Source organism: Saprospira sp. CCB-QB6, from assembly GCF_028464065.1.
In the GTDB taxonomy this organism is placed as follows: Bacteria; Bacteroidota; Bacteroidia; order Chitinophagales; family Saprospiraceae; genus Saprospira.
In genome coordinates this window covers 2,432,731-2,459,363 of record NZ_CP116808.1, presented here as the reverse complement: position 1 = coordinate 2,459,363, position 26,633 = coordinate 2,432,731, and the positions used below count along the sequence as shown (strand labels likewise).

Below are 26,633 nucleotides of genomic sequence, written 5' to 3'. Positions count from 1 at the left end.
TTTCTTGCACAGATATATGCTTTCCTAAAGTTTTGATCGCTGTTTCCTGCACAGATATATACCTTCCTAAAGTTTTGATCGCTGTTTCCTACACAGATATATGCCTTCCTAAAATCCTGACTGCTAATTGGTCTACCCAAAACACAACCTAAAACCAAAACAAACAGGCTAAAACTATAATTACATGTACATCAAATGTTAAAAGTTATACTTTTTCAAACCCTACCCTTGATATCACGAAAGTATATGCCTATGTTTATAACTCAAACAATTATTGTACACAAAAAATTATGCTTATGTTTTCAAAATTGGGATGGTACCCACTGATTAACTTCTTTCACAGTAATACTGCTGGGTCCTTTAAAAAAATGTATCAGCTAGCGACTGATCACTTGAGCAAGCTTCGTTTAATGGCTGCTAGTGATCCTGCGCTTCAAGACATCTTGAGCTTTTTCGAGCCTTTTTATTTGGCCTTTTTGCAGCAGTACGAGCAGTCTATTGATGGTCGCCGCGCCTATCATGCTAAAACGGCTGAATTTAAAGAGCTTTTAGAAGAGGTAACTGGTCCGATGCTTCGCCGCTGGCATGCTGAGGTGCAGATGAACTATGATTTGGATAGTCGACAGTACAAGCAGCTATTTCCGCAGGGACGATCCATCTTTAAAAATGCGGTCTATGAGGTTCGCATTCAAGAGGTAAAAAGCTTGGGACGGGCCTTATTGCTTGATCCACAACTGGCGGCTTTGGGAGCTACAGTTGCGGCTTATGGGCAGCAATTGGAGGCTCTTCGAGATGAGCAGCAGGGGCTAGAGTATCGCTTTCATAGCAATTCTAATTTACTCGAACAACAGAGAGAGGAGTTGTCTTTGGGGCTTTTTGCCACCTTTGCTCGCCTAAAGTTTCATTATTATCGAGATGTGGACCGAGTGGTGGATTTTTATGAGCTCAAGTATTTCCGTCAGACTAGTTCGCCTAGCCATAGCGATGAGGTGGAGGTGAATACTTTAGAAGTGGAGTTGGCCCCTAATAGTCAGGAACAACAGTTGGAGGGCTTGCTGCAGGAGGGCTCAAGGGTTCGTTTGACGCATTTGCGAGGGGAGGCGGTCCGCTATACGACTTTGGCGAATGCTACGGCTAGTGCGGGCCAATGGCAGGAGCTGCTCCCGAATCAAACGCTAGATTTGCTGGTTCCTGCTGGGCAACGCATTTTGCTGCTGGATAATCCCACTGCAATAGAGGCTGTTTTGCTGCTGGAATTGCTTTAGGCCTATTGGAGGTTTTTTAATTGTAGGATTACTATAAGGTAAGGGCTATCGGAGGGTTCCGATAGCCCTTTTTTATATCAGCCGAAGGCTGATGATCTATGAGGAGGAGGCCCGAAGGGCCGATGGCCATGCTGGGCGCTTTGGCCTCCAAGGCCAAAGGAGCCCAGCCCCCAGGCGAGGGCGGCGCAGAAGATGATTTAGCCTGAAATGCAATATACTGAGGGCCAGATAAAGTTAAAAGTAGAGATTGCTGTGGCCGCCGCCCCTCGCCGGCCGGGACAAAAAATGGCTAAGTTTGACGCCGCGGTCGCGGCTTGTCGCTGCGCTTTGGCCTAGCGGCCTGTAGTGGTGCGGCGCAGCCGCAGACCCAGCGGGCAAAGCCCGCGCAGGGCCGAGCAGACTTGCGAGCCGCGAAAGGGCGCGGCCGCCGCAGGCGGCAGGCCCCAAATCATTGAGCAATAACAAATTGCTCCTGCCCAAGCAATTCCTGATTGGCAGAAAAAAGCTGTAGAATGAATACTCCATTGGACCAATCCCCTAAGGGAATCTGACCATTGGGAGCCAAAAGTTGATGACGGGCCAGCTCTTGGCCTAAAATGCTATAGATGCGTACTTCTTGGCCCGATTCCCAGCCCCTAGCCGATGAGTAATTCAAGACATCTTGGGCAGGTATAGGCCAAAAATCATAAGCCAATCCCCTTGAACTTTCGCTTCTGTCTTGAGCCAATACGCTGAAGAAGTTTTGCCCAACAACACGCTGATGAACAGCCGTAAAGGCCCAAGGCAAACTATCTTTCTGATAACTCCATTGCTGTGGAATTACTATATTGGGCCGATTATTTTCCTTTTGGTCAATCCGATAACTAAACAATAGCTCCTCTTCAGCAGCCAAGTCAATAAAGCCAAAATCAGCAGTTAACAGCCCTTGGCCCTTTAAGGACCAATTCGCAGGATGACTACTTACCCCTAAGGCTAAGCTACTAGGGTCCAAATAGCTAGACAGGCTATCCCTTAGCTGAAGATGCCCCTTAAATGGCCCCTGCAAGACAAACTGAGCATGCAAAGGATCTGAGGGAAAAATATAAGCTGGCACATCATAGCCCAAAGGGAGGACCTGCGCCTTCACATTCAATAGCGATTTAAAAGAATCTTGTAAAATCAAACAATGCTCTGCCCCAAAAACCGTAGCAGGCAAATTAGCCAGTTGTTGAACATAGCCCAGATGCATTTGGCCCAAACTATCCAGACCACAACCTTCCACCACATCAGAAATCACTGGAGCCGACCAAATACTTCCAGTCTGCTCTAAGAGCGCCCGATAGGTCAATCCTGCTTCTACAGGAATACGAACTGCAGTTACTCCACTGCCATAAATCGTCACAGGCAAAGGCGGCTGCATCAGGTCATCTTCAATGACGATTAATTGGGTCCGCAAAGGCGTCAAGCTAATCAAACCTATATTTCTCAAATAGAAAACAATAGAATCTCCCTCGCATTCGGCAGAAACAGCCAAGACAGTTTCTTGATAAATAGGCCGACAAAGACTATCGGGATATACATGCGCTTCTAAGCAAAAAGATTGGCCGGCCAAAACAGAGTCACAGCTCAATGAACTCCAAAGGTCCAGTTGCCCAACAGCCTGAGGGGCTAAATTGCCCAAATCTATCCGATAAGTTTGGCTATCGACTTGACTAAAAGGCAAACTAGCTGAATCTAAATGCAGGTATTTGGGCCAAGATAAGTCCACATAAGCCTGATAGGCGGTATCGGTTCCTCGATTTTCATAGCTCAACCATTGTTGTTGTGCTGTGCAAGCGTCCAAATTTGGCCCATCCAACTGAATTTGGACAAAGGGGCAATTATCTAGTGCCTGCAAGCCAATGTTTTGCTGTATGCCCTGCGGATGCTGCAAGTTGACTACATATTGTCCCTGTAATTGACAGCCATCCTGCCAATAATGGCTGGGCCGTACAGCCCAAAGCGTATATTCTCCAAAAGGCAAATTATCAAACTGATAAAAACCACTGCTGTCAGTTGTAGCATAATAGCGCTGGCCTTGTCTCTCCACACAAACAAAGCGCTGAGCAAATGGTATTTCTTGAGCCTCTTTCTGGCAATTAGCATTTTGGTCCTCATATAAATAACCTGAAATCTGGCTGCTAAAATCTTGAGACTGATAGCAACTGTTCTGCCCAATGCCCTGAGCCCAAGCCTGCTGCAAGTTGGGTATATTTTGGGGCAACAACTGCAACATCTGATAAAGCCCTGTCAAGCTATCAGCATAATGATAACTCAGCATAAGGTCTATATCCATGCTTTCCCCAGCCAATAAATCCCCCTTAAAATGAGAAGCCATCACTCTAAAATCTTGTCCTTGAGCCCAGCTATAACCATCTCCAGCCCACCAAGAGGATGCAGTACTATCAAAGGGATAATTGGGAAAAACATAATGCGCTTGCCCTGTTCCCAAACTATCATAGCCATTGCCATAAGGGCGCAAAGGCTGCCCATCGGTCCATTTCCCCTCCAATAAATGATAGAACCCCTGATCTAGATTAGGCTGAGCAGGATGCCCCAAAGGCGGTAAGGTAGTATTTAGGTTATAAATGCTTCGGTCCAAAGAGCGATTGAGAAAAGTCAAAGCCACTACAGGCGGTTGACTCCCATAGTTATTTGTTTGACAAAGGCTTGTATGGTCCTGATAATCAGCATTATAAGCATAAACCGTTTGCAAACTACTATCTGTACCAATATAATCATCAGCAGGACAACCCAAATCAAAATCAGTATAAAAACCCGCCCAAAATTGCTGATAATCTTGAGCCGAACGGTTAATAATTTTATAATTTAAAAAGATGCTTTCTCGCAGACTTTGCTCTAAAGCCAAACAACCAAAAGCATAGGCCGTTAGCTGCACTTCTACCCCCAGAGCATCTCCCTGCGTAAACTGATGCCCAGCCGAAACATCATTAAAAACAGTCCAAATAACCTGATCGGCCAAAGCCGTAGAATCGCCCATTCGATAAGTGGGATAATCCCCCTGATAGGGATTATAAATCCCATCTCCATCCCGATCAAAGAAAGGAGCTAAGCCCTGATCGGGTAAGGCAAAACCTAAACTTTGAGCATAGTAAGCATTTCCCTGAGCGGGCCAAATCAACAAACTTGCAGGCATTGGACCATCTACCTGCCCATTGTCTCGATAATCTTCTAAGACCACCCAAATATCCAACAACTCTACCGACCAAATGTAATTAAATCGGCGAGAAGAAATGGAATCTGCTCTTTGGCTAACACTATCAATCGGTCCAGGCCAAAAATCAAACCCTCCCTGACGATAGGTCTGGGCCGCCAAATGCAAATCACCACCAGCATCTAGCCCCCCCAAACTTAACCCAAGGAGATGCATAGCTGCACGACTTTCTGTACTATCCGCCTTATTCGGCGTCAAAAATGCCGCATTTTGCCCATCGTTAAACAAATCTCCTCCGTTTCTAAACAAAGCAGACAAGCGATTGGCCTCCAACCAAGTTTGCGCAGAAGGCGGATCTTGCGCCCATAAAACAAGGGGCAATATCAAAAAAATAGCAATTAAGGGACTAATATATTTCATATTCGGGGCGGTTTTATGTCTCAAGAATAGATAGGCTATAGTTTATAATTATTTTGGGGCCCGCGGCCGGCTAGCCTTTGGCTAGATCGGCCGCCGCTATGCTGCGCGGCTCGCAAGCCTGCTCGGCCCTGCGGCGGCAAGCCGCCTAGGTCTGGCCCTTCGGGCCACCGCTGCGCAGCGCTGGGCCAAATGGCGCTTAGCTTAACTACAAACACGGAAAGGTCGATCCTGCACCTTGCCTGATCAACTTTTCCGAACCGAACCTTGAAGATTTTCTTCACTTAACTTAAGAACGTTTTCTGCACTTGCTTTAAGCACATTACAAAGATGCAAATTGATTCGGTTCGGTTGAAGTACAAAAATCTTTTTTCCTCCACAAGCATTTTTAAAAGAATGCTTATATATAGGGCATTAGCGCCCAATTTCCTCATTATTTAAAATTTAAATCTCATGCAAACAAAGAAGTTTTTCCTACCTTTTTTATGTTTTTTGCTCTCTTTTTCAGCCCTACAAGCACAGTATGCCTCTGTTTTTGGCCAAGATTCTACCCAATGGATTTTTGAATGGAGTAATTTACCTGGTACACAACAAGATACCCTTTATAGCCGCTACGATAGCAGCTTTGCTGGCCGCCAATGGACCAAAGTGGAAATCCCCAATAGCTTTAACTACAGTGGTGGTTGGCTATCCGAAGATACAACTACTGGGCAGCTTTGGTACCGCCCTCAACCTAGCCTTCAATCACCTGCCGATAGCAATATCGTTTTACTGATGGACCTCCGTTTGCAAGTTGGCGATACTTTTAATATTTCTCCTGCTTGGGGCGCTATTCCTGATAGCCTACAGATTGTTGATAGTGTCTATACGGAACAGGGCCGCAAACACATCCGCTTTAAGGCTGATGCTACTGGCATCGAAAACTTTACTTTTATAGAAGGCGTTGGTCCCAATCTGGGCATTCTCTATAAACAAGCGGGTATGATGATGAGCCAATACTTGCTTTGTGCCTATCAAGATGGCCAACAGCATTACCTCAATAAGAGCCATGGCTATTGCAATGTTTATAATGGGGGGCCGCATGCTGTGGCCAACTTGGCCCAGCAACAGTTTCGGATTTATCCCAATCCCGTCCAAAGTCAATTGCAAATTGAAAAAGCCACAGCACTATCTGTTGATCGGATTCAGCTATATAATAGCTTGGGCCAGCTTATTTGGCAAAAGGAGTTTAGTGCTAGCCTATGCTTAGACTCACTTCCTGCAGGCCTTTATATTTTACAGTTTTGGCAAGGCCCAAGCCTAATCGAAAGCCAAGAGCTAATTAAACAATAGGCCCAGAGGGCCTATCGGCTGAGGGATGGAAAGCGGTGGCCCGAAGGGCCAGACCTAGGCGGCTTGCCGCCGCAGGGCCGAGCAGGCTTGCGAGCCGCGACACAGCCCGACCCGCCCGCAGGGCGGGGCAGCCCCAAAAAAGACTCCTACAAACAGCAAAAAGGGCGAGACCAACCATGGCCTCGCCCTTCTCTTTTAGGATTGAATATCGTGTAATTTGATTTTGCGGTAAAGTGTCCGCTCGGAAATTCCTAGTTCTTGAGCCGCATCCTTGCGTTTCCCTCTGTGTTTTTTGAGTGCTCTTTCGATCAGCTCTCTTTCCATTTGTTCCATAGAAAGTGATTCTTCTAGTTCCTCCACCTCATTAAAGCGCTCTCGTTGTTGCTCTGCATTATGATAGTCTTTATGCAAAATAATGGGCCCTTCTTGAGGTTGAGCATCCTCTTCTAGTGAATTTGGAGTATAGTGAGCGTTGTAATCCTCATTTTCGGGCCGGGGCAAAGGCAAATAGCCTTGCATACTGTGCCCCTTAGGCATGGGGCGGGGCATTTGGAGGTTATTGGTTTGGACCAATTCGGCAATAAGTTGCTTCACATCATTGAGGTCCTGTTTCATTTCGTAGAGAAACTTAAACAGAATCTCTCTTTCGTAAAAGCCTTGGCTGCTATCATTGGCCTCTTTATGCGGCAAGGGCAAGTGTCGGGGGCCTTGGCCCAATTGGGGCAAAAACTCTAGCAACTGCTCTGCACTAATCGTTTTATCCTCTGAAAAAAGGGCGGCTCTTTTGGCCACATTGCGCAGCTCTCGGATATTTCCGGGCCAGGGGTAGCGCAACAAAATATCCTCGGCCTCCTCGCTAAGGCGGACCATAGGCGTATGGTATTGATCAGCAAAATCAGAGACAAACTTGCGGAAGAGCAAGAGCACATCATCGCCTCTTTTGCTCAGCTCAGGAACCTGAATAACCACCGTGCTCAAGCGATAATAGAGGTCCTCTCTAAATTTGCCCTGCTCAATGCGCTCCAATAAATTGACATTAGTCGCAGCGACAATGCGCACATCGGTTTTTTCTACCTGCGAAGAACCCACTTTAACAAATTCGCCCTGCTCGAGTACCCGCAGAAGGTAAGTTTGGGTATCCAAAGGCATTTCCCCAATTTCATCGAGGAAAATAGTGCCGCCATTTACGGTTTCAAAGTAACCTTTTCGTTCATTGACAGCTCCCGTAAAAGCGCCTTTGGTATGGCCAAACAGCTCGGAGTTAATCGTACTTTCGGGCAGGGCGCCACAGTTAATCGCAATAAAATTATTGTGCTTGCGGTTAGACAGTTGATGGATAATTTTGGAAAAAGACTCCTTTCCCACCCCACTTTGGCCCAGGACCAAAACAGATAAATCTGTAGGCGCCACCTGAATGGCTGTTTTCAGGGCGTGTTGCAATTGGGGGGAGTGGCCAATGATTCCGAAACGTTGTTTTATCGCTTGAATATTATCCATACTGTTCTTTAACATTTAATAATGGCTGAGGTAGACCTTGTAGGTGTAAGTGATCTTCTTTTGTTCCCCTTTTTTGATCTTCATTTCCCAGCAAACATCGGTATAGGGATTATAAGTGGTATAGCCCATATTGGGTTGTAGGCGGGGAGATTTTAGCCAATCTTCTGAGCTTTCCATCAACTCGCCAAAAATAGCCCGTTTGATATCTAGGCGAATATCCTTGCCCTTAAAGTTCTGAATTTCAATTTCGGCTTCTACGGTCACTAGATCGTAGTAGCGTATGCGGTTAGTGTTGGTTTCGCGGATTTGCTTGGTATTATTGGTACGCTTGATTTCTTTTTCTGAAAACTTGAGAGCCACATCTGGCGCCTCCGTCAATTTTACGCTTACCTCATCTTGCTTAGAGGTGTAGTAAAGTACATCTTGGCTGATGGGCAAAATCTTATTGTCTTTATTTTGGACCACCATCACAGGGGCAGCCGTCCAAACATAATCCGTCTTATTTTCTAGCTTAATGGTATGCAAAACGGGAATCGTCTGCTTTTCAAAGCTATAAGCCGTGCTATAAGAATAAGAATTGGCCCCAATGATTGATTCATAAATATGTTCTACGGGAACCTTAGCCGAGAATACATCAAGTAGGGCGCGTTCCCCCTTCTTAATTTCTACATCTTTGAGCGTGTAATAGAAAAGGTCCTCCACGCTTTCGCCTAGAGCAGGAGCAGGACCAGGCATTCCATTACCTCCACGAGTGGGGGCCGAAGGCATAGGCATTGCATCGTAGCTAGCCACATTTTCTACCATAGCATTGCTCAAGGTATGCACATAATGTTGTGGTTGGACGGGCTGCACATAGCCAAAGCTCAACAGGTCCGAAATGCGATTGGCATACTTAAAATTAGGCACGCCAGCCACCAAATTAAGGGCCTTCGTTTTTACATCCTCGGCCTCATTGACCACAGTAGTGCGCAAAGAAATGCGGGCTTCCTTATCATTGAGCAGCTCAACCAAATAGTCGGGTTTCCAGCTCAGGTTTTGACGCAAATACATCATTTGTAGCTTTTGGCTAGCTGTAGTATTGGCCCCAAAATCAGCTTGCAAAACGGGTAGTTTTTGGATGCTGCTATTGGTAAAATTGGGCGAATCTAAGATCTCAAACTTTCGCAATGATTCGATTTGCGCTTGCTTGAGGATCAGGCTGCGGCCCGTTTTCATTTGAATAGCGAAAAGCGCCCCCGTTTTAATATTGGGTTTGCTAGGATCGGGATTAGGCACTTGTAAAACCTTAATTTTTCCTTCGGTCCAAGTGGTATCACCAGATAATAAAAGGCGTACATTTTTGCCATCATTGGCCAAAAACATACTACTATAATTATTGGCCAATCCCTCAATTTCTTTCTCTTGCTGAAAAGAACGAACAATTTGCAAACTAGGCGAGCTAAACCAAAGCGTACCATTGAGCGCCTGCGGAATCGTATCTCCAACTAGCTCCCATTTGCCTTTTTTGGTCTTTACCTGCCCCTCTTTAACAAAGAATGCCGTTTGGTTCTTAAAAATAGAAACGGCCTCGGTCTCCAAACCTTTTTGGGCCCAACTACTGGCCGAAAAGCATAGCAAAAGGGCCAAAGCGAAATAGCGATAAGTAAACATAAATAAGTGATGTTAAGTGAGAAAGTTGTTATCGCTCTATTAGATGTGTGGAGCTGCCAAATTGGTGGGCCCTGCGGCAGGCCAAGACCTGCCGCAGAGTAACCTCCTAAGCTTGTTCGGGAGCAGGCACCAAATGCCCACGAAGCGTAGCCTGCGTACATTCAGTGACTTTTACATAGACATATTGTCCAATTTCAGTATTTTCTCTAGGGAAAACAATCATCTTATTCTGTGAATTTCGCCCCGCAAAATCCTCTTCGCTGCGCTTAGAGACCTTCTCAATCAAGACCTTAAAGGTTTTGCCTATATCTTTTTTGTTATGCGCAAAAGAGATTTGATTTTGCAAGCGGATGATCTCTTGCAAACGACGTTTTTTCACTTCCAAAGGCACATCATCCTCATATTTCCGAGCAGCCAAAGTACCTGGGCGCTCCGAATAGAAGAACATATAAGACATGCTGTATTGGCTGTGCTCGATAATCGAAAGAGTATCCTGATGGTCCTCTTCGGTCTCTGTACAAAAACCAGCAATCACATCTGAAGAAATCGCACAATTGGGCAAAAGCTCATAAATGCGGTCAATCTTCCCCATGTACCACTCTCGGTCATAAGTGCGGTTCATTTTCTTGAGAATGCGGCTGCTACCCGATTGTACCGGAAAGTGAATATACTCGCAGATATTTTCATATTTACCCATATTGATAAGCACCTTATCCGTAATATCTTTTGGATGAGAGGTAGAAAAACGAATGCGCAAATCGGGATGAATGAGGGCCGTTTTCTCCAATAAATCAGCAAAATCAACCTGCTCATCGCCATCGGGATGCTCCCAATGATAACTATCTACATTCTGGCCCAAAAGGGTCACTTCCTTAAATCCACGATCAAATAAATCTTGACATTCCGCCAAAATGCTATAAGGATCACGGCTGCGCTCTCGACCACGGGTAAAAGGCACCACGCAGAAAGAACACATATTATCACAACCACGCATAATAGTCACAAAAGCCGTTACCCCACTATCGCTGAGGCGAACAGGACTAATATCCGCATAGGTTTCTTCTCTAGACAAAAAGACGTTGATCCCCTTATCGCCATCTTCTGCAGTGGCAATGAGGTTGGGCAAATCGCGATAAGCATCGGGACCTAAAACCAAATCAACTAATTTCTCCTCATCCAAAAGCTTGGCCTTGAGGCGCTCGGCCATACAGCCCAAAACCCCAACCAATAGGCCCGGACGCTCTTTTTTGAGCTTGTCAAAAATGCGCAAACGCTTACGAACCGTATCCTCGGCCTTTTCGCGAATAGAACAAGTATTAACCAAAATCAAATCGGCCGCATCCATGTATTTAGTCGATGCATATCCCGCCTCTTGCAAAATAGAGGCGACAATCTCGCTATCGCTAAAATTCATCTGGCAACCATAGCTCTCAATATAAAAGCGCTTTTGGCCATCTTGCTGTTGAGCTTGCAATTGCTCCTTGAAAAAGACATCGCCCTGCTTATCTTCAGGCAACATTTTTTTGTCCAAAGTTGGATTATCGTTGTACAGTTTCATATCAGTATCGGTGCTATTCTTTTTTTTGGGGCTTCCCCTCCCTGCGGGCGGGTCGCTATGCTGCGCGGCTCGCAAGCCTGCTCGGCCCTGCACAAAACATCGCCAAGGCTCGTTTTGTTTGGTCTGGCCCTTCGGGCCACCCGCTCCGCAGCGCTAGGCCGAAAACGCCCGGCCCAAAAGCTTAATTTTGGCCCTTTTGCAAAGGTAATTCATATTTTGGACAAAGGTGACAAAATGTCAGTCTTCTTTTTTATGCTGGGCGCCCCAAAGGGGCGCTTTTCTTGGCCTAGCGATGGTAGGCAGTGCGGCAAAGCCGCAGACCAAGGCCGTAAGGCCGCAGGGCCGAGCGATCAGCGAGCTGCCGAACGACAACAAGCCCTTTAGGGCGCAGTTCGACGACCGAAGGGAGGGAGTAACCGCCCGCCGAAGGCGGGAGGCCCCAAAACATCCTCCAATTGACTAATCTTGCAGTTCGGCTCTACGGCTAGCTGCTGGCCGTTCCGTTTTTGGACCAAGGGGCTTTTTGCGGCTTTCTTTAGACTGAAAATATTCGTTGAGGAAGTGAAAACTTTGGAGCAACAAAATAACTAAGAAGTGCAGGGCAATGCTTCGGTAGCGGACAATAGTGCCCAAATTGACCACCAATAGACCAATTAACAAGAGGTTGCTCAGGGCATAAAAAAACATAAAATAAAAGAGCGGCGAACGCTTTTGGGGATTGCGCCCCTTGTTTAGGCCCAAGAAAAAAAGCAACCAAAAGGAAAGAATTTCGAGGGCCGCAGCTAGCTGCAAACTATCCTTGACGTTCCAAATGAGCGGACGAAAACAGACATTAAAAAGGGCATTGGGCAGATAGGAAAAAAAGCTATAAAAATTAGGCTCCCAAGCCGTTGCATTAGCGATAACAGAGCCGCCTTTTTCGGCCAAAAAAGCGCCTTGGCGGTTGGCCAATACTTCCAAAGGAGAAAAATAGCCCGTCATTTCGAGGATAAAAAGCCCAAGGGCCAAAACGGCATAAACGGAAAGATAGGCCCGAATTGGGCGATTTTTAAATAAAAAAGGCAACAGACTTGCAGCCGTAAGCGCTGGAAAAACCAGCCCCAATAAATAGGTCCGAAAAACGGCCAAGCCCAAAAGCCCAAGGCCCAAAAAGCCCAAAGCTCGTTTCCAAGCCTGCCGATAATAGGCATCTAGGCCCAAAAGCAGCCCACTAATAGAGAGGTAAACCCAAACATCCTTATGCAAACCTGCGGTCCAAAACAACATAGAAGGCATAAAAAAGCAAGCAATCTGCAGCAAGCGAGCGGGCAACTGAAGATGCCGATTGAGCACCCAATAAAAATTAAGGCTAGCAAAAAGGCCTAAAAAAGCCACAAAAAAGCCATGCAAAAGATAGGATCCAGCCGAAAAAAACTGCGGAATAGCGTGAATATGCACCAAGGCATAAGTACCAAAATCTCGTTTGATAAATGCCCAATCCGGATACAAATAGACATCTGCCTCGGCTGGGGGAATAGGCGCTTGGCCCGTCCAAGTTCCCCAATAATAATCCCAATACGGCCAAAGGGTTTGGGCAATGCGCTGGCTCTCCTCAAAATAAAGGTAGGTATCCCCCGCATCAAAATATTCTAAATGCAACTGCCCATAAATTGCCCCCAACCCTAAGCGCAAAAAAAAGAGCAGAAGAATAAACTTGGGAGTCAATCCCCAGACCTTGAAGCTTTTTCCCTTCAAAATCCAGAGGGCCGCTAAAAAGGCATAAGCAATAAATAAGAGGGCTAAGGGCATAGCCATTTTGTTTAGGGATGATAAAGTTGCCCGAAGACAACCTCAATACAAATTAGGTTTTTGCTGGGGGCTAATTTTGTATCTCTTTTTTTACGAAAAAAGAGCTAAAACAGATCTTCTCTTTTACTTTTGATTAGCGCGCACAGTACCTTTCAAGAAAGGAACAAAACGGCAGGGCCCCTGATCCTCATACTCAAAAGTTTTGGCCGCCTTCCGCTCTACCACAAACATCCGTTGCTGCCCATCTAAAAGCAGGGGCAAGACTAAACGACCTGAAATTTTTAATTGGGCCAATAAGTTTTTTGGAATCTGCTCGGCCGCACAACTCATCAATATGCCATCATAAGGCTGCTCTAAAGGAGCAAGTTTTGTGCTATCGCCAAAATAAGAACGCAGATTCTCTAGCTTTAGCGCATCAAAGCGCTTTTTCGCCTGTAAATACAAGGCCTCTTGCCGCTCGTAAGTATCCACTATAGCCCCCAACTGCTGCAAAAGTACTGCCTGATAACCCGAACCCGTCCCTATTTCTAAAATGCGCTGCCCCCCTAATGGGCCCAGTAAACTGCACTGCCAAGCTACCGTAGAAGGCTGCGAAAGCGTTTGCCCCCAACCTATCGGCAATGCCTGATCTTTATACACTAATTCCTCAAAAGCAGAATCCACAAAAAAATGCCTAGGCAAACTCCCTATAGCCGCCAAAACAACAGCGCAAAAACGATTGTCTTTCTGCAACTGCTGCACTAATTTCCGCCTCATCCCCTTATGTCTATATGTATCTCGCATAGAGGGTCTCGCTTTTGAAAAAAAGGATATTATATCTTGACCTTCTGTATTTTATCCAGTCACTTTTGTTATTGAAGAGGCCAAATTTAGACCTTTTTTCAAGCTTGGCCAAGCAATAGCCCACAAAAAAAGCCGAGGCTCCTTACTGCCTCGGCTTTCACCCTTGTTCATACACTATATAAATCTGACTTTCTGTTGCGTCTAAAGCGCCGATTTATCTACTGTTTGTAGTTTCATCCCCTTGGGGAGTTGTACTTTTATCTTCAATTGCTCGTCCAGAATTTGTCCGCGCAAAATTACTTGATGCTCCATCTTGGGCATGTACAAAACCAAACCCTTGGGCGTCTCTTTTTGTACAATATTATAGCGGCCAATCATGACCAATTTCTTCAAAATAGCCTCGCTCACATTCTCCGCAATCACCTCGGTCGTAATCCGAACCTGCGCCTCTTCCCAATACTCAATCTCTACTTCTGCCGCAATTTCCAAACTAGCCGTAGCCGCTGCCAATGGCAAGGTCTGTACTAAGGTCTTTGATGACTGCGCCCAAGAAACCTGTAGGGCGAAAAAACAACAGCAGAGGAGGGTAATAATATGTTTCATTTTATATATCGTCTTGAACTCTCTTTAAATCAATGGGGTATATTCCGTTTTTGCTGATGCAAAGCTAAGCGCATTTTCTTAGTTAGACAAACTTTAAACAAAATAAAATTTTACAACACCCCCAAAATAAAGCTTTTTTATCTTTTTTAATTTTGAATTATTCATATAATCTAAAACTTTATTTTGAGCGTTATATTTTTAGTAGAATTTAGCAGCCGCCCTTTTTCGGCCCTCAAAAAGAAATATTTTCTTTAAAAAAATACTGCCTAAACATTGGGTTTACAAACAGTTGCCCTTTTCTGCCGTTTTTTTGGGGCTGCCCCACCCTACGGGCGGGTCGGGCCATTGCGCAGCTCGCTGTTACTTGCTTCGCTGCGTCGGCTCCCGTTGGTCGGGTCGCTCGGCCCTGCAGCGCTAAAGCGCTTCGGTCTGCCGCCTTCGGCGGCCCTGCTACAGCCCCTCAGCCACGTCGCTGCGCTCCTTTGCGGCGGCTTCGCCGCCTGTTGGACCAAAAAAGGCGGGAAATATCCTAACTTCTGTATCTTGTGGCCCAAGAGCGCCCATTTTGCGCCCATTTACCGAAGTTGTTTTCTTATGAGTAGTTTGCATTTCCCAGATTTACAGCAGTTTACAGATTGCCCCAAAGAGTTTTGGCTGGCCCAACAAGAAGAATCGCCCCGCCCCCGCCTGCCTTATCCCCTCGCTCCCGAACTCCGCCAACTGGCCGCTCAACGTATAGAACTAAGCGATCAAGATCCTCTTTGGGCCAGCTTTGGCCCCTGGCGAGCTTCCGTAGATTTTATTAAAGCCAGCCCCGATGCTCCCGATAAAGTACGCCTCTATTTTGTGCGCGCCTCCGGCTCGGTCTATTCTCCCAAACATGGCTTTAAGGAAAAATACCTGAGGGAATGGGCCTTTAGTTATCATCTCTTTTGCCTTGCAGGCTATGAGATCGAACAATGCTATGCCATCTGGATCGATAAGGATTATCGCTATCCCGGCGGAGAAATTCCCCCAAAACGCCTGCTTAAAATCCACCCCCTAGGCCAAGAACTTGCCGAACTTAGAGCCGAAACCGCTCTGCTCATGCAAAAGGCCGAGGCGCTCCGCCTCCAAAAAACAGCCCCCAAATGGGATGGCCAAAGCTTTTGCAAAAAGAAGCTGGCCTGCCCCTTTATTCAAAAATATCACGGCCAAGAGATTCCAACCTTTAGCATTTTCCAATTGCCTCGACATCGACTAGATCGGCCGCCTTTGGACCAAGCCCTGGCCCAAAAAAAATGGGATCTCAAAGACTTGGATCCCGAACTTCTGCCCGAACGCTGGCTGCTCCAACAACAATCGGCCAAAACGGGCCAAGCTCAAGTAGATGTTCCCGCCCTAAAAGAATGGTTGGCCCAACTCGAGTTTCCCTTGCAGGCCCTAGATTATGAGGCGGTCAATCCAGCCGTTCCCTTTATTCCCAATAGCCGCCCTTTCCAACATATTCCCTTTCAGTTTAGCTGGCAAGTTTGGGCCGATAAAGAAACAGAGGATATTGTTTCGACTAATTTTTTGGCCCAAGACAAAAAAGACCCTACCCCCGCCCTGATGCAAGCCCTCTTAGAAAATGCCCAGCCCCAAGGCAGTATTTTGGTCTGGCACAAAACCTTTGAAAGAGACCGCAACCGAGAACTAGCCAAACGCTTTCCCGAACATCGAGATTTTTTATACAGCCTTAATCAACGCTTAGTCGACCTAGAAGAAATTGTGACCAAAGGGCTTTATATAGACGCTAAATTTGAGGGCCGCAGCTCCCTCAAAAAGGTCTTGCCTGTCCTGCTTCCCCAAATGAGCTATGATGAACTCCCCATTGCAGAGGGCCTAGCCGCTGCCGATGCTTGGTGGCAAATGGACCAACAATCGCCCCAAGAGCAAGCCCAAACCCGCCAAGCCCTACTCGACTATTGCCAACTCGATACCTTCTCTTTGATTAAGATGGTCCAGCTCCTTATGCAGAAATTTGGGTAGTAGTTATGTCCCAGACATAGCTAGTTATGTTTTTTACCAAGCCAGTTATGTTCTAGACATAACTTTTACCCTTTTTGATTTTGTTACATTATTTTCATTTTTAACAGCCCCTTAACAACTGGGGGGGCCAAAAATCCTGTTTCTGCAGCCTAAAGGCCGCAGCCAATCTTGTTGGGCCGTCATTTTGTTCGCCGCAGCGGCTTAAAAGCCCCGGCTTCATCGGAGATAGGCGAAGGCATTCGGTTTTCAGGTCTTGCGGCTTTTAAGCTGCAAGCCATGGGAGCGCTAAAAGCTTGCTAATTGGGACCTAATCTGGCTGCGGGTTTCAACCCGCAGGTCTATATATCCATCCTACAGGCCCGAAGGGCCGCAGGCCTAGCGATGTGCAGCAGTGGCCCGCAGGGCCAGACCAAGCCGGCAAAGCCGCCGAAGGGCCGAGCGAACAGCGAGCTGCGAAACGTAGCGCCTGCCGCAGGCAGGAGGCCCCAAAACTTCATCTTATCGCCATGAACGGCCTTTCCATTGATAATTTTGTGGGAAAAGCGAGGCCGTGCCAACCAGCACAATATAAATCAGGTGAGCCAGCAGGGCGGGCCAGAAAATGCGGAGGAGTTGGCGGCGCTGAAAAAAGCGGCTAGCGCTAGACAGCAGGCAGTAATCGGCTAGGGCTTTGAGGGCCCATTGGCCGAGGACCCAATAGGGCGAAAAGCCGAAAAACAGGGCAATACTGCTCATAAAAAGGGAGCAGGAGAAGGCCCAAACGAGGCCCAATTGCAGTTCGGTTCGGCGGTCTTTGTAGGCGCCAGATTTGGAGGACCAGCGGAGGCGTTGTCGCCAAAAGGCGGCATAAGTTTGCACGGCGGGAGTCTGCACGGCAGCCTCAAGGCTTTTGACAAAAGCGATTTGTTCGGGGTATTTTTCGGCTACTTTTTGCAAAAAGAGCATATCGTCGCCAGAGGCGAGCTGATCCATGCCGGCAAAGCCGTTGAGTTCGATATATCGGGCTTTGGGGTAGGCCATATTGGCCCCATTGCACATCCGCATATATTGGCCATTAATGCCTGCGCCCGTGATGGCCATCATGCCCATAAAATCGAGTGCCTGAGCTTTTTCCAGAAAGCGATTGCGATAGGTAAAGAGGACGGGAGCGGCCACAAACTGCATATTTTCTTGCTCCATCGGGAAGCAAAGTTGTTTGGCCCAAAGGGGGGGCAATTGGCAATCGGCATCGGTAAAAAGCAGGTATTCGCCTTGGGCGGCGGCAATAGCTTGGGCCAGGGCGGCTTTTTTGCCTAGGCCCTTTTGCAGAGCGATAATATGCAGGCGTTCGTCTTGGAAACTTTGGGCAATGCTGCGGGTGGCGTCTTCAGAATGGTCATCCACCAGAACAATCTCCATTAATTCGGGCGGATAATCCTGAGCCAAGAGAGAGCGGAGGCAGCTTTCGATATGCTCCGCCTCATTTCTGGCGGCCAAGACAATACTGATTTTTTTTTTCGGCTGATAATTGGGGGCTAAAAAAGAAGGGGCCAGCCTTGCCCAAAAGAAGCAATAGCTGGCCATTAATGCGCCGTAGCCGAGGCTAAGGAAAAGAATTAAGCCGTAGATATAGAGCATTTTATTGCAATTTAGAAAACTGCAACCAACTGCCTAGCTGCCCATTTTGGTCCAAACTAAAAATGAGTCCAGCCAAAGGATAATAGAGCAACTTCCCCTTGCCCGTGCTTAGGCTATTGGCGGCAAAGCCGTATAATTTTTCGATTTCGCTTTGGCGGCTACCGATTTTAATTCCGCGGGCGGTTTCTCCTTGATAGTCGGCATTAAACTGCAAAAAGCCCCAGATTTCCTCTTCATTGGCTTGGCCGTAGCTAGCCAAAAGCAGGGCCTCTTTTTGCTCCAATCGGCTAGCGATTAATAGCAACTCGGGGCTATCCTCTTGTTGGCGTTCCATCATTTGGATGATGTCGGGTTGATTATTTTCAAAATAGCTAGGAAGTTCGGCCAAGGGAAGTTCGGCATAGCTCTCGGTTTCTCCGCTAATTTCTTGTTGTTTAGTGGCTTGTCGGGCTTGCCAGCGTTTAGATTTGAGGGCATTGAGGTTGGCCTCGGCCAAATCGGGCAGAGATTTCCGCAATTGTTTAAACTGTTTTTTGGCGGCTTTTTCGTCTCCGTTTTGGGCCCAAATAATCCCGATTAGGAGCTCGGCCTTATGTTGAATATGAGCGGGCATTTCCTCATTTTTAGCCAAGCGTTTTGCCTTAAAGAGGGCTAAATCTCGATCTTCTTTGAGCAGGGCCCAGATAATTTCATTGAGTAAAGCGGGCCCGTAATTAGGCGAAACCTGTAGCGATTTATCTAGCATTTGCTGGGCTTGAGCCAGAAAGCGTTCCTTTTTGGGTTGGCTATTGCCCTTGCTATTTTGCTCCAATCGGCTTTGGAGTTCTAGCTGCAAAGGCAATTGAAAGGGTAATTCTTCGGCCTTATATTCTTTGAGGGCGGCCAGCAGAAAATTCACGGCTGCATTATTATAAATAGCTCGGCCTGGAAACTGTTGGGCCAGTTGGGCGTAGGCTCTGGCGGCCCGTTCTTCTTGTCCCATTAATGCTAGATAATTGGCCATTTGAAAAAGGGGCAAAAGGTCTTGCAGCATCTTTTGAGAGTTATCGCAAATCGCGATGCGGTCAGTTCGGCTAGGATAGCCTTTGGTAGAGTCGGGCAAACCGATTGTCTCATACAAGCGGCTATAAAACTCCCCCCCTACCTCTAGGGTATTATAGCCGGCCAGATAGCCAAAAAGGCCACCAAAATAATCGGCTTCGGCTTCCATGCGGGCGCGTTGGGTTTCATCCAGCTCCATTTCATAAATCTTATCGGCAATCTCGCTGTCTTCATTGGCGATGCCGAAAGACATCCCCCAGCCGTGGTCCTTATAATAATGGGCTAGTTCATGGCCCAGCACCATAGCTAGGGCGTTTAGAGAATCAGTGCCAAATTCTAGGGCCAGATCATAAATCCCTTCTCCAAAATTAATAGAGTTGTTTTGCGGGTTGTAGTAGGCATTATGATAAGGCTTACTGCCTTTTTGATAAATAAAATTAAAGGCCGGCAACGGGCGGGGGTCATTAATGGCCTGGGCAATTTCCTGATAGACCTTTTCACAAGTCTTGGCCTTAGCCTGTTGGGCCTTGCTTTGCGCATAGCTATTTGTATAGCCCAGAAGGAAGAGGGCAAAAAGTAAATAATACTGCATAAGTTATTGAAATGATGAGTAGGGCAAAATTGCAGAATTTAGGCCAAAGCTGCAACTGATTTATTTTTTTGGGGCCTCCCGCCACCGGCGGGCGGTTACTCCCTTTGGTCGTCGAACTGCGGCCTAAAGGCCTTGTTGTCATTTACTTCGTCGAACTGGCGCCTCTTTGAGGCTGGTTGTCGCAGCTCGCTGTTGTTTTGGGGCCTCCCGCCTGCGGCGGGCGCTACGTTTCGCAGCTCGCTATTCGCTCGGCCCTTCGCCGCTTTCAGCGGCTTGGTCTGGCCCTGCGGGCCACTGCTGCACATCGCTAGGCCAAATAGGAATTCTGCGCTTGGGCCTTTTCAGTTATTCCAATTCATCATTTCATTCAATTAAGAACTTATTAGTAGATCAAAAGCTCTTTTTTCGTTGTCACAAATCTACAGAAGTTGAAATAAACAACCTAAACAAACACTTGCCGCCTTCAAACATAAAACCCTATATTTAAAAATTCAAAAAATAAAAAATGAATTAAATTTAAAATATAACTTGCGTTTGCGAAAAAAAGCCTCTACCTTAGTCGTATCCGATAACCGTAAAAACTTTAGCGTATGGCTTTTAAATCTAAAATCAAGTTAGAAGAGCTAAAAGACTTGACGGAAGTACAGTATATCAAGTTGACTGAGCGAGAGGTAAAACGGGCTGCTGCTTTTGGGCAAACTGGCGTAGTTGTTTTATCTGATTATACTTTTAGTTGTGGTTCGGTAGGGACATTAATCTTGCTGGGCAAGTTATCTGGCCCCCTAATGAAATATTATAAGGGACTAAAAACTGATCGAAAGGCAGAAAAAGACTTTGCCAAGGGGATCTGTTATTTTCAGGAAGTAGAGGGACAGCCTCCCACTATGCGCATTGCCTTAAATGATGGCAAGGGTAAGCCTGCAAAGATGAAGAAAAACGGCAAAAAGCTATTTAAGAAATTGGGCTTTGCGATAGACATCTTCAAGGGAGATTTAGGGCTGCAAGAAGTAGGTCTAGAAGCAGAAGAAATAGACCAAATAGAGGCCGAAGTGGACCAAGAAAATGATGATCAGAAGATGATTAGCATTATCCGGGCCTACAAGAAAACCTTTGCCTTGGTCGCCAACAATGTCATTCCCATACTTAAGGCCAAAACGCCAGAAAAAATTGAAGAGCGACATTATCAGTTATCGCTTCGCCTACTAAAACTCTCTAAATCTCTACAAGACAAATTGGCGGAAATTAGTGAGCAAAAACAGGAGAAATACAGCGCTTTTGTAGCAGAGGTAAAGGCCAAAGAGCCTCGGCTAATTAAGATTGTGGCCAACCTAAAACAGCATTTAAAAAACCGAACGGTAGAGGGGAATTTGGATGAGGTGCGGGGGGAGCTCCACACTTTATTAAATGACTTAAACCAAAGTTCGAATAAATTACAATCACTTAAAAATGAACTTAAAACTAAATTTAAAGACTATGGAATATCGATCTAAAATGAGCTTGCTTCTACTAAGTATGAGTTGCCTTTTATTTGTCAGCAGCTGTGAAGAGGAAACCCCTCAAAAAACTACAGCTAAGGATAGTCAACCTGAACCTATTGTTAAGCGCGACACCAGTTGGACTGATGGGAAGATTACAAGGCTATCTAGCAGCAAAAGGGAAGATAGTATAACAGTAGTAGAGTTGATAGAATATACTCCTGATGGGGATTCTAGTAGTACGACTATAGTAAGGACTATTGACAAATTTATGCCCTCTGGACAAATAATATCTACGAATGCAGAATATTATACAGTAGCTATAGCAATTGATTCCTTTAGAGGACTAGACCTTTTTGATGAAAACAATACTCCTACACAGAAATACCACTTAGTAAAAATTAAGAGAGGTCATACTATATCACTAGCTGTAAGAAGCAATAGAAAAGGCGATAGAGAATTTAGCTTTGATCCTAAAGTCATACCTGTCATAGTGGAAAAAGAGCTTAATAAAAAACTAGACAATATGTCAGTACATACAACTAGAAAGTCATTTTTTCATATGAATGGTGATTGTTTTTTTTCATATGAAATAAGCGATATATCAACTTATAAGCTAGCTGATAGTATAGAAAAAAAAATAGAGCCATTGCCAGAGCAATTCATAATGTCTTATTATAAAGAATATTAAGTATTAAAGTCACCAAAATAAGTTATGGATAAAGAAAAAATATTAGCGGAAATAAGTAAAATTTTGCTTGCCTTCAAGGAGGAACAAGAAAATTACAAAAAACTTGTATACAAACTTCGCAAACAAGAAATAAGCAATCCTTTAGATAAAGAGTTAAGTACGCAACGAGAATTTTATGAACAGCAATTAAGAGAAATTGAAGCCTTTATTTCTGTTAATGAAGAGATTGTAAATCTCCTTCAGAATGAAGATCTTAGTGAGATAACAGCCAGCAGAGCACATGATGCATACGAGCGCGCCAGAAATGCTACTAATACATACACTAATTCTTTGAGACATGTTTTCAACAATATTTTTAAATTTAGTGAAAGCTCCTTTGATAATGCAAAATGCATTCTAGATAGTCTAAATTTATCCGAAAGTATTCCTTCAGAAGGAGGAATAAAAGGCTATATTATTGAAAAAATAGCTAATAAGGCAACAAAATTAACTCAAGCTTATTTACCTCTATTTGATGAGGTTATCGAAATATTGACGGCACTAGCCCCCTCTTCTCCAGCAGCAATTACTAAAGCGAGTCTCAGTGCATCCTTAGAATTAGATATTAGAGAGAACCTAATAGATAAAGAAGTAGAAAATCAAGTAGGTGCCAGTAATGTTAACCAGAAATTTCTGGGATTTTTAGAAAGTATACTTAAAGATGATAACTTAAGTCCAAGTAGTAAATATATCAAATTTAAGGTTTTTATAAGTTCTGTTCAGAATGCCTCAGAGAATTTGGAAAAATCAAATCTAAAGTTGGGCGATCAGGTCGACCGTTTGATCAAAGCCTCATTACAAGAACTTTTTGAAAAATCTAATACCTCTGTTGTTCAAATTTGCGAATATACAGCTTTTCCACTCGATGGAGATATGGTAGATCCATCAAAAGTCATTAAAACAATGTTTACAAATGATGATGATGAAATGAATGCTAAGATTTTTAGCATAGCATTCCCTGAGAAAACGAGTCAAGTTGCATCTCTTCTTGAGTTAAAAAAAGTATTTCCCAATACAACTATTAGCTACAAAGGTCAAGGCGCAGCAAGTACGGGGATAGACCAATATGATGTGTCCAAGAATTATGAATCATTGGCGACTGAATTATTCAAAGAGAAAAAAAAGGAAGAAGTAGTTGATCTTAATCAAACTAAAGATGGTTGCCCCTCTACAGGTTCTCAATATGCTAACTCCTTAGCCAAAAGACGGAGACAAGAGGCCCAAGATCGGGAAGATCAAAAAGAAAAAATAGCTCTTCAAGCCAAAGCCAGAACTTTTGGAATTGACCCGACAACAGTAAAATATGGCTCTCTTAACGAGTTAAAAGAAATTATTGCGGAGCATGAGCTATTAGGAAAAATAAAGGGCTATGCCAATAATGCTAGACGGTATGGAGTGGATGAAGAGATAGTTCTTAAGCTCATTGCAGCTAGAGCGGAGGCTTCTAAATTTCATGAGGAAATTGCCAAGACCGATAAGTACAAGAAAGAAATTCAGACAAAAAAAGAGTTGAGTGATAAAAATGTTGCTTTTGGCCAAGACCTTCAACTGAATAAGACCTATCTACTCAGTAATACCTTTGGTATTTATAGTAAAGAGGAGACAAGATATGAAAAGGAGTTTGGTGGAATTTTACTCGATAACTTTCAGGCTAAAATCAAGGAGATGGCAGCGCGAATAGCAACTACCAACACTACACAATTGATTTTCAGAGCTACTTTTAGACATTCATACAATGAGGGTACAGTTAATGATGTCTGCCAAAAATTGACAGAACGCTTAAATGAACACATCAAAGAACTGAAAGGCAAAGACTTTCATCCTCTCAGCTATAAGCTGAACGAAGTTAAACGCACACAATCAAAAGATATGGCAGGCTACTTTGTTTTGCTTAAAGAGTAAAATCAACTTTCTCATACAACCTATGTCGAAGCCCAAAATCTTGGTTTTGGGCTTTATTTAACTCCCAATTACCACAAAAAAATTTAACCCAATGACAGCCTCCAAACACCTGATCCCCCTTTTGCTATCGATAATTGGCCTTTTATTTTTCAGCAGCTGTGCAGAGGACCCCCCTCAAAAAACTACAGCTAAGGATAGTCAACCTGAACCTATTATTGAGGGCGATACCACTTGGACCGATGGGAAGATTACAAGGCTATCTAGCAGCAAAAGGGGAAATGATGTAATAGAAGTGGAGCTAATACAATATAGCCCAAATAAAGACTCTAGTAGTGCGACTATCAAATTAAATCGAAGCAGTTCTACTGCTAATAGTAAAAAAAAATCCTACAACTCTACTCATATCACAGCATTTTACCCTATTGCAATAGACTCCTTTCAAGGACTTCATTCTTTTGATGCAGAAAGCAGCCTTTTAAAAAGATATCACATAATGCATCATTCTATTGACACTAAACATCAAGAAACAACAAAAACAATAGCCCTCTATGGAAATAGAAAAAATTTCAAAGATTTCATCAATTTTAGTTCTAAAGTCATATCCAAAATATTAGAGCATGAATTAGCTCACCCTCTAGTGACGAGTTCTTCAGATATACAAAGAAGATCTTTTTTTGACATGAATGGGAATTACCTTTTATCATTTAAGCATGATATAACAATAAACTTTGGATTAGATATAACAGACAGCCTAAATGCTAAAAAATCATTATTACCAGATTTTTTTATCCAATCGATCTACAATGAATAACATATAAAACTAGTTCTACGAATAAAATTTAACCCAATGACAGCCTCCAAACACCTGATCCCCCTTTTGCTATCGATAATTGGCCTTTTATTTTTCAGCAGCTGTGGAGAGGCCCCCCCTCAAAAAACTACAGCTAAGGATAGTCAACCTGAACCTATTATTGAGGGCGATACCACTTGGACTGATGGGAAGATTACAGAGTTATCTAGTAGCAAAAGTGGAAATGATACAATAGAAGTAGGGCTAATGGTATATTCCCCAAATAAGGACTCTAGTAGTGCGCGTATAAGTATCTATAAAGAAACTTCGACCTACAGTTCTAGTGGATTTGAATTTTTAAAATCCGTTACTACTTCCAAAGATTACTCTATAGCAATTGATTCTTTCCGAGGATTAGATCTTTTTAATCCAAAAAATATTCCTATACAAGGATACGACTTAACAGAGTACGTTCCTAAAGATAATTATGCTTATACTAAATCAATCCTTATGATAAGCAATACAAAGGATGATAGAGGGCTTAGCTTTGACCCTAAAGTCATCCCTACTATAATAGAAAATGAATTCAATAAAAAACTAGATAGCGAGTCAGCTCATATAATCAGAAGGTCATATTTCCATATGAATGGCGATTACATATTTTCATATATTCAAAACGATACAGGATCTTATATATTGGCTGATAGTATATCAAAAAAAATGGATTCATTACCAAAGCAATTCATAGAATCTTCTTATCGAACCCGAATTACTAAAATAACTTGTGGACAGAAAAGACAGTAAGCCTTCCCGCAGAAAGACAAAGCCGTAAGTCATCATATATATCCAGAAGTTCATTCATGAACATGAATGGAGATTACCTTTTTTCATATATAGAAGATCGCCAAAAATTTAACCTATTAGCTGATAGTACAGTAAAAAAATTAGAATCATTGCCAGAGCATTTTACAACATCTTATTATACTGAGTTCTAAATACCAACTACAGAAAAAGGGCCGAAGGCCAAACGGCCTAGCGATGTGCAGGGGTGGCCCTAGGCCAGACCAAGCGGGCGCAGCCCGCGCAGGGCCGAGCGAGTAGCGAGCTGCGAAACAGCCCGGCCGCCGAAGGCGGCAGGCCCCAAAACATCCTAAATTAAAAAGAAAAAGACCTACTCTCGAGCAGGAGCAGGTCTTTTATTTATTGAGGACTGGGGCTTCTAGAGTAGCTCGTAGATACCCGCAATACCTTGTCCACCACCAACACAAGCAGTCACCATACCGTATTTTTGGTTACGGCGACGCATTTCGTTGAGGAGTTGGATCGACAACTTAGCACCAGTACATCCCAAGGGGTGGCCCAATGCGATAGCGCCTCCATTGACGTTCACGATATTGGGATCTAGGCCCGCCTCGCGGATAACGGCCAAAGATTGAGCGGCAAAAGCCTCATTCAATTCAATTTGGTCGATATCGCCCAACTGCAAACCAGCTTGCTTGAGCGCTTTGGGAATCGCCACGCAGGGACCAATACCCATATACAAAGGCTCTACACCACCTACAGCGCAAGCGGCTAGGCGAGCGATAGGTTGTAGATTGAGTTGTTTGACCATTTCTTCAGAAACCACCAAAACGAAGGCAGCGCCATCAGAAGTTTGAGAAGAGTTACCTGCGGTAACGCTACCTCCTTGGGCAAAAACGGGACGCAATTTAGCCAAAGCCTCAGTAGTTGTGCTGCGGCGCACTCCTTCATCCTGGGCAACGGTCCAATTGCGCTCTTTGCGCTGGCCATTTTCTACATAAACTTCCTGAACATCTACAGGGACAATCTGATCATTAAAGTAGCCTTGATCCAAAGCATTGGCGGCTTTCACATGAGATAGATAAGCGAACTCATCTTGGTCCTCTCTAGAAATATTGTATTTATTGCTCACGGCCTCGGCAGTAAGTCCCATACCCACCAAATAATCGGGAGTCGTGGAAGCTACATTATAGTTGGGGGCCAACTTATAGCCTGTCATGGGAATCATGCTCATGCTCTCGGCACCTCCGGCAACAAAGATATGGCCCATACCAGCCTTAATCTTAGCTGTAGCCATAGCAATTGTTTCGAGGCCAGAAGCACAATAGCGGTTTACGGTTACCCCAGCTACTGATTTGCTTAAGGCGCGCATAGAGATTTGGCGACCGATTTGGAGGCCCTGCTCCCCTTCGGGATTTGCACAACCCACCAAAACATCATCTACCATATCGGCTTCTACGCCTTCTACTTTTTTGAGGAGGTGTTGGATTACCTCTACTGCCAAATCATCAGAGCGCATAAAGCGAAAACCTCCTTTCTTGGCACGTCCTACAGCGGTACGATAGCCCGCTACGATATATGCATCCATA

Annotated in this window: 18 protein-coding genes; 8 read left to right on the top strand and 10 right to left on the bottom strand. The window is 44.7% G+C overall.

Annotated features, from left to right (window positions below):
* The first annotated feature begins 368 nt into the window (after positions 1-368).
* On the top strand, positions 369-1,265 hold the full coding sequence (locus PPO43_RS09560; RefSeq protein WP_272617218.1) for a hypothetical protein: 897 nt from the start codon (positions 369-371) through the stop codon (positions 1,263-1,265).
* Between the two features lie 448 nt (positions 1,266-1,713).
* Here PPO43_RS09560 and PPO43_RS09555 read toward each other — a convergent pair whose 3' ends face one another.
* Positions 1,714-4,878, bottom strand: coding sequence for a T9SS C-terminal target domain-containing protein (locus PPO43_RS09555; RefSeq protein WP_272617216.1), 3,165 nt, complete (start codon positions 4,876-4,878; stop codon positions 1,714-1,716).
* A 450-nt stretch (positions 4,879-5,328) separates the two neighbouring features.
* On the opposite strand from PPO43_RS09555, the gene PPO43_RS09550 reads away from it, so the two are divergent.
* The gene (locus tag PPO43_RS09550; protein WP_272617214.1) at positions 5,329-6,207 is read left to right on the top strand and encodes a T9SS type A sorting domain-containing protein; all 879 of its coding nucleotides are present in this window, start codon (positions 5,329-5,331) and stop codon (positions 6,205-6,207) included.
* 195 nt (positions 6,208-6,402) lie between these two features.
* Here the strand turns inward: PPO43_RS09550 and PPO43_RS09545 are convergent, their stop codons facing one another.
* The 6 genes from PPO43_RS09545 to PPO43_RS09520 all read right to left on the bottom strand — a co-directional run bounded on the left by PPO43_RS09545 (position 6,403) and on the right by PPO43_RS09520 (position 14,086).
* Positions 6,403-7,704 (bottom strand): sigma-54 interaction domain-containing protein, encoded by a 1,302-nt coding sequence (locus PPO43_RS09545; RefSeq protein ID WP_272617212.1) that lies wholly within the window; start codon positions 7,702-7,704, stop codon positions 6,403-6,405.
* Between the two features lie 15 nt (positions 7,705-7,719).
* The gene (locus tag PPO43_RS09540) at positions 7,720-9,354 is read right to left on the bottom strand and encodes a hypothetical protein (RefSeq protein WP_272617210.1); all 1,635 of its coding nucleotides are present in this window, start codon (positions 9,352-9,354) and stop codon (positions 7,720-7,722) included.
* A 106-nt stretch (positions 9,355-9,460) separates the two neighbouring features.
* Complete coding sequence (gene miaB, locus PPO43_RS09535) at positions 9,461-10,912, bottom strand: tRNA (N6-isopentenyl adenosine(37)-C2)-methylthiotransferase MiaB (protein WP_272617208.1); 1,452 nt, start codon at positions 10,910-10,912, stop codon at positions 9,461-9,463.
* A 459-nt stretch (positions 10,913-11,371) separates the two neighbouring features.
* Positions 11,372-12,700 carry a hypothetical protein gene (locus PPO43_RS09530; protein ID WP_272617206.1) on the bottom strand — a complete coding sequence of 443 codons (1,329 nt, stop codon included), beginning with the start codon at positions 12,698-12,700 and terminating at the stop codon, positions 11,372-11,374.
* A gap of 123 nt (positions 12,701-12,823) precedes the next feature.
* Positions 12,824-13,483 (bottom strand): protein-L-isoaspartate O-methyltransferase family protein, encoded by a 660-nt coding sequence (locus PPO43_RS09525; RefSeq protein ID WP_272617204.1) that lies wholly within the window; start codon positions 13,481-13,483, stop codon positions 12,824-12,826.
* Between the two features lie 201 nt (positions 13,484-13,684).
* Positions 13,685-14,086: a hypothetical protein gene (locus tag PPO43_RS09520; RefSeq protein WP_272617202.1), complete on the bottom strand. Its 402-nt coding sequence runs from the start codon at positions 14,084-14,086 to the stop codon at positions 13,685-13,687.
* 594 nt (positions 14,087-14,680) lie between these two features.
* Between PPO43_RS09520 and PPO43_RS09515 the strand changes: the two genes are divergently transcribed.
* Complete coding sequence (locus tag PPO43_RS09515) at positions 14,681-16,096, top strand: DUF2779 domain-containing protein (protein WP_272617200.1); 1,416 nt, start codon at positions 14,681-14,683, stop codon at positions 16,094-16,096.
* A 498-nt stretch (positions 16,097-16,594) separates the two neighbouring features.
* Here PPO43_RS09515 and PPO43_RS09510 read toward each other — a convergent pair whose 3' ends face one another.
* Together PPO43_RS09510 and PPO43_RS09505 are read right to left on the bottom strand one after the other, a co-directional pair.
* Positions 16,595-17,713: a glycosyltransferase gene (locus PPO43_RS09510; protein ID WP_272617198.1), complete on the bottom strand. Its 1,119-nt coding sequence runs from the start codon at positions 17,711-17,713 to the stop codon at positions 16,595-16,597.
* Between the two features lies 1 nt (position 17,714).
* Positions 17,715-19,346, bottom strand: a complete 1,632-nt coding sequence (locus PPO43_RS09505) for a M48 family metalloprotease (protein ID WP_272617196.1) — start codon at positions 19,344-19,346, stop codon at positions 17,715-17,717.
* 590 nt (positions 19,347-19,936) lie between these two features.
* Between PPO43_RS09505 and PPO43_RS09500 the strand changes: the two genes are divergently transcribed.
* The 5 genes from PPO43_RS09500 to PPO43_RS09480 all read left to right on the top strand — a co-directional run bounded on the left by PPO43_RS09500 (position 19,937) and on the right by PPO43_RS09480 (position 25,047).
* The gene (locus PPO43_RS09500; RefSeq protein ID WP_272617194.1) at positions 19,937-20,836 is read left to right on the top strand and encodes a hypothetical protein; all 900 of its coding nucleotides are present in this window, start codon (positions 19,937-19,939) and stop codon (positions 20,834-20,836) included.
* Entirely contained in the window at positions 20,820-21,512 is a 693-nt protein-coding gene (locus tag PPO43_RS09495; protein ID WP_272617192.1) for a hypothetical protein, read from the top strand. Before PPO43_RS09500 ends, PPO43_RS09495 begins: the two co-directional genes overlap by 17 nt.
* A gap of 24 nt (positions 21,513-21,536) precedes the next feature.
* A complete protein-coding gene (locus PPO43_RS09490; RefSeq protein WP_272617190.1) occupies positions 21,537-23,453 on the top strand; it encodes a hypothetical protein in 1,917 nt (638 codons plus the stop codon).
* A gap of 91 nt (positions 23,454-23,544) precedes the next feature.
* Positions 23,545-24,264 carry a hypothetical protein gene (locus PPO43_RS09485; protein ID WP_272617188.1) on the top strand — a complete coding sequence of 240 codons (720 nt, stop codon included), beginning with the start codon at positions 23,545-23,547 and terminating at the stop codon, positions 24,262-24,264.
* A 36-nt stretch (positions 24,265-24,300) separates the two neighbouring features.
* Positions 24,301-25,047 (top strand): hypothetical protein, encoded by a 747-nt coding sequence (locus PPO43_RS09480; RefSeq protein ID WP_272617185.1) that lies wholly within the window; start codon positions 24,301-24,303, stop codon positions 25,045-25,047.
* A gap of 415 nt (positions 25,048-25,462) precedes the next feature.
* On the opposite strand, the gene PPO43_RS09475 is transcribed toward PPO43_RS09480, so the two are convergent.
* Positions 25,463-26,632, bottom strand: a complete 1,170-nt coding sequence (locus PPO43_RS09475; RefSeq protein ID WP_272617183.1) for a thiolase family protein — start codon at positions 26,630-26,632, stop codon at positions 25,463-25,465.
* Position 26,633 lies beyond the last annotated feature (1 nt).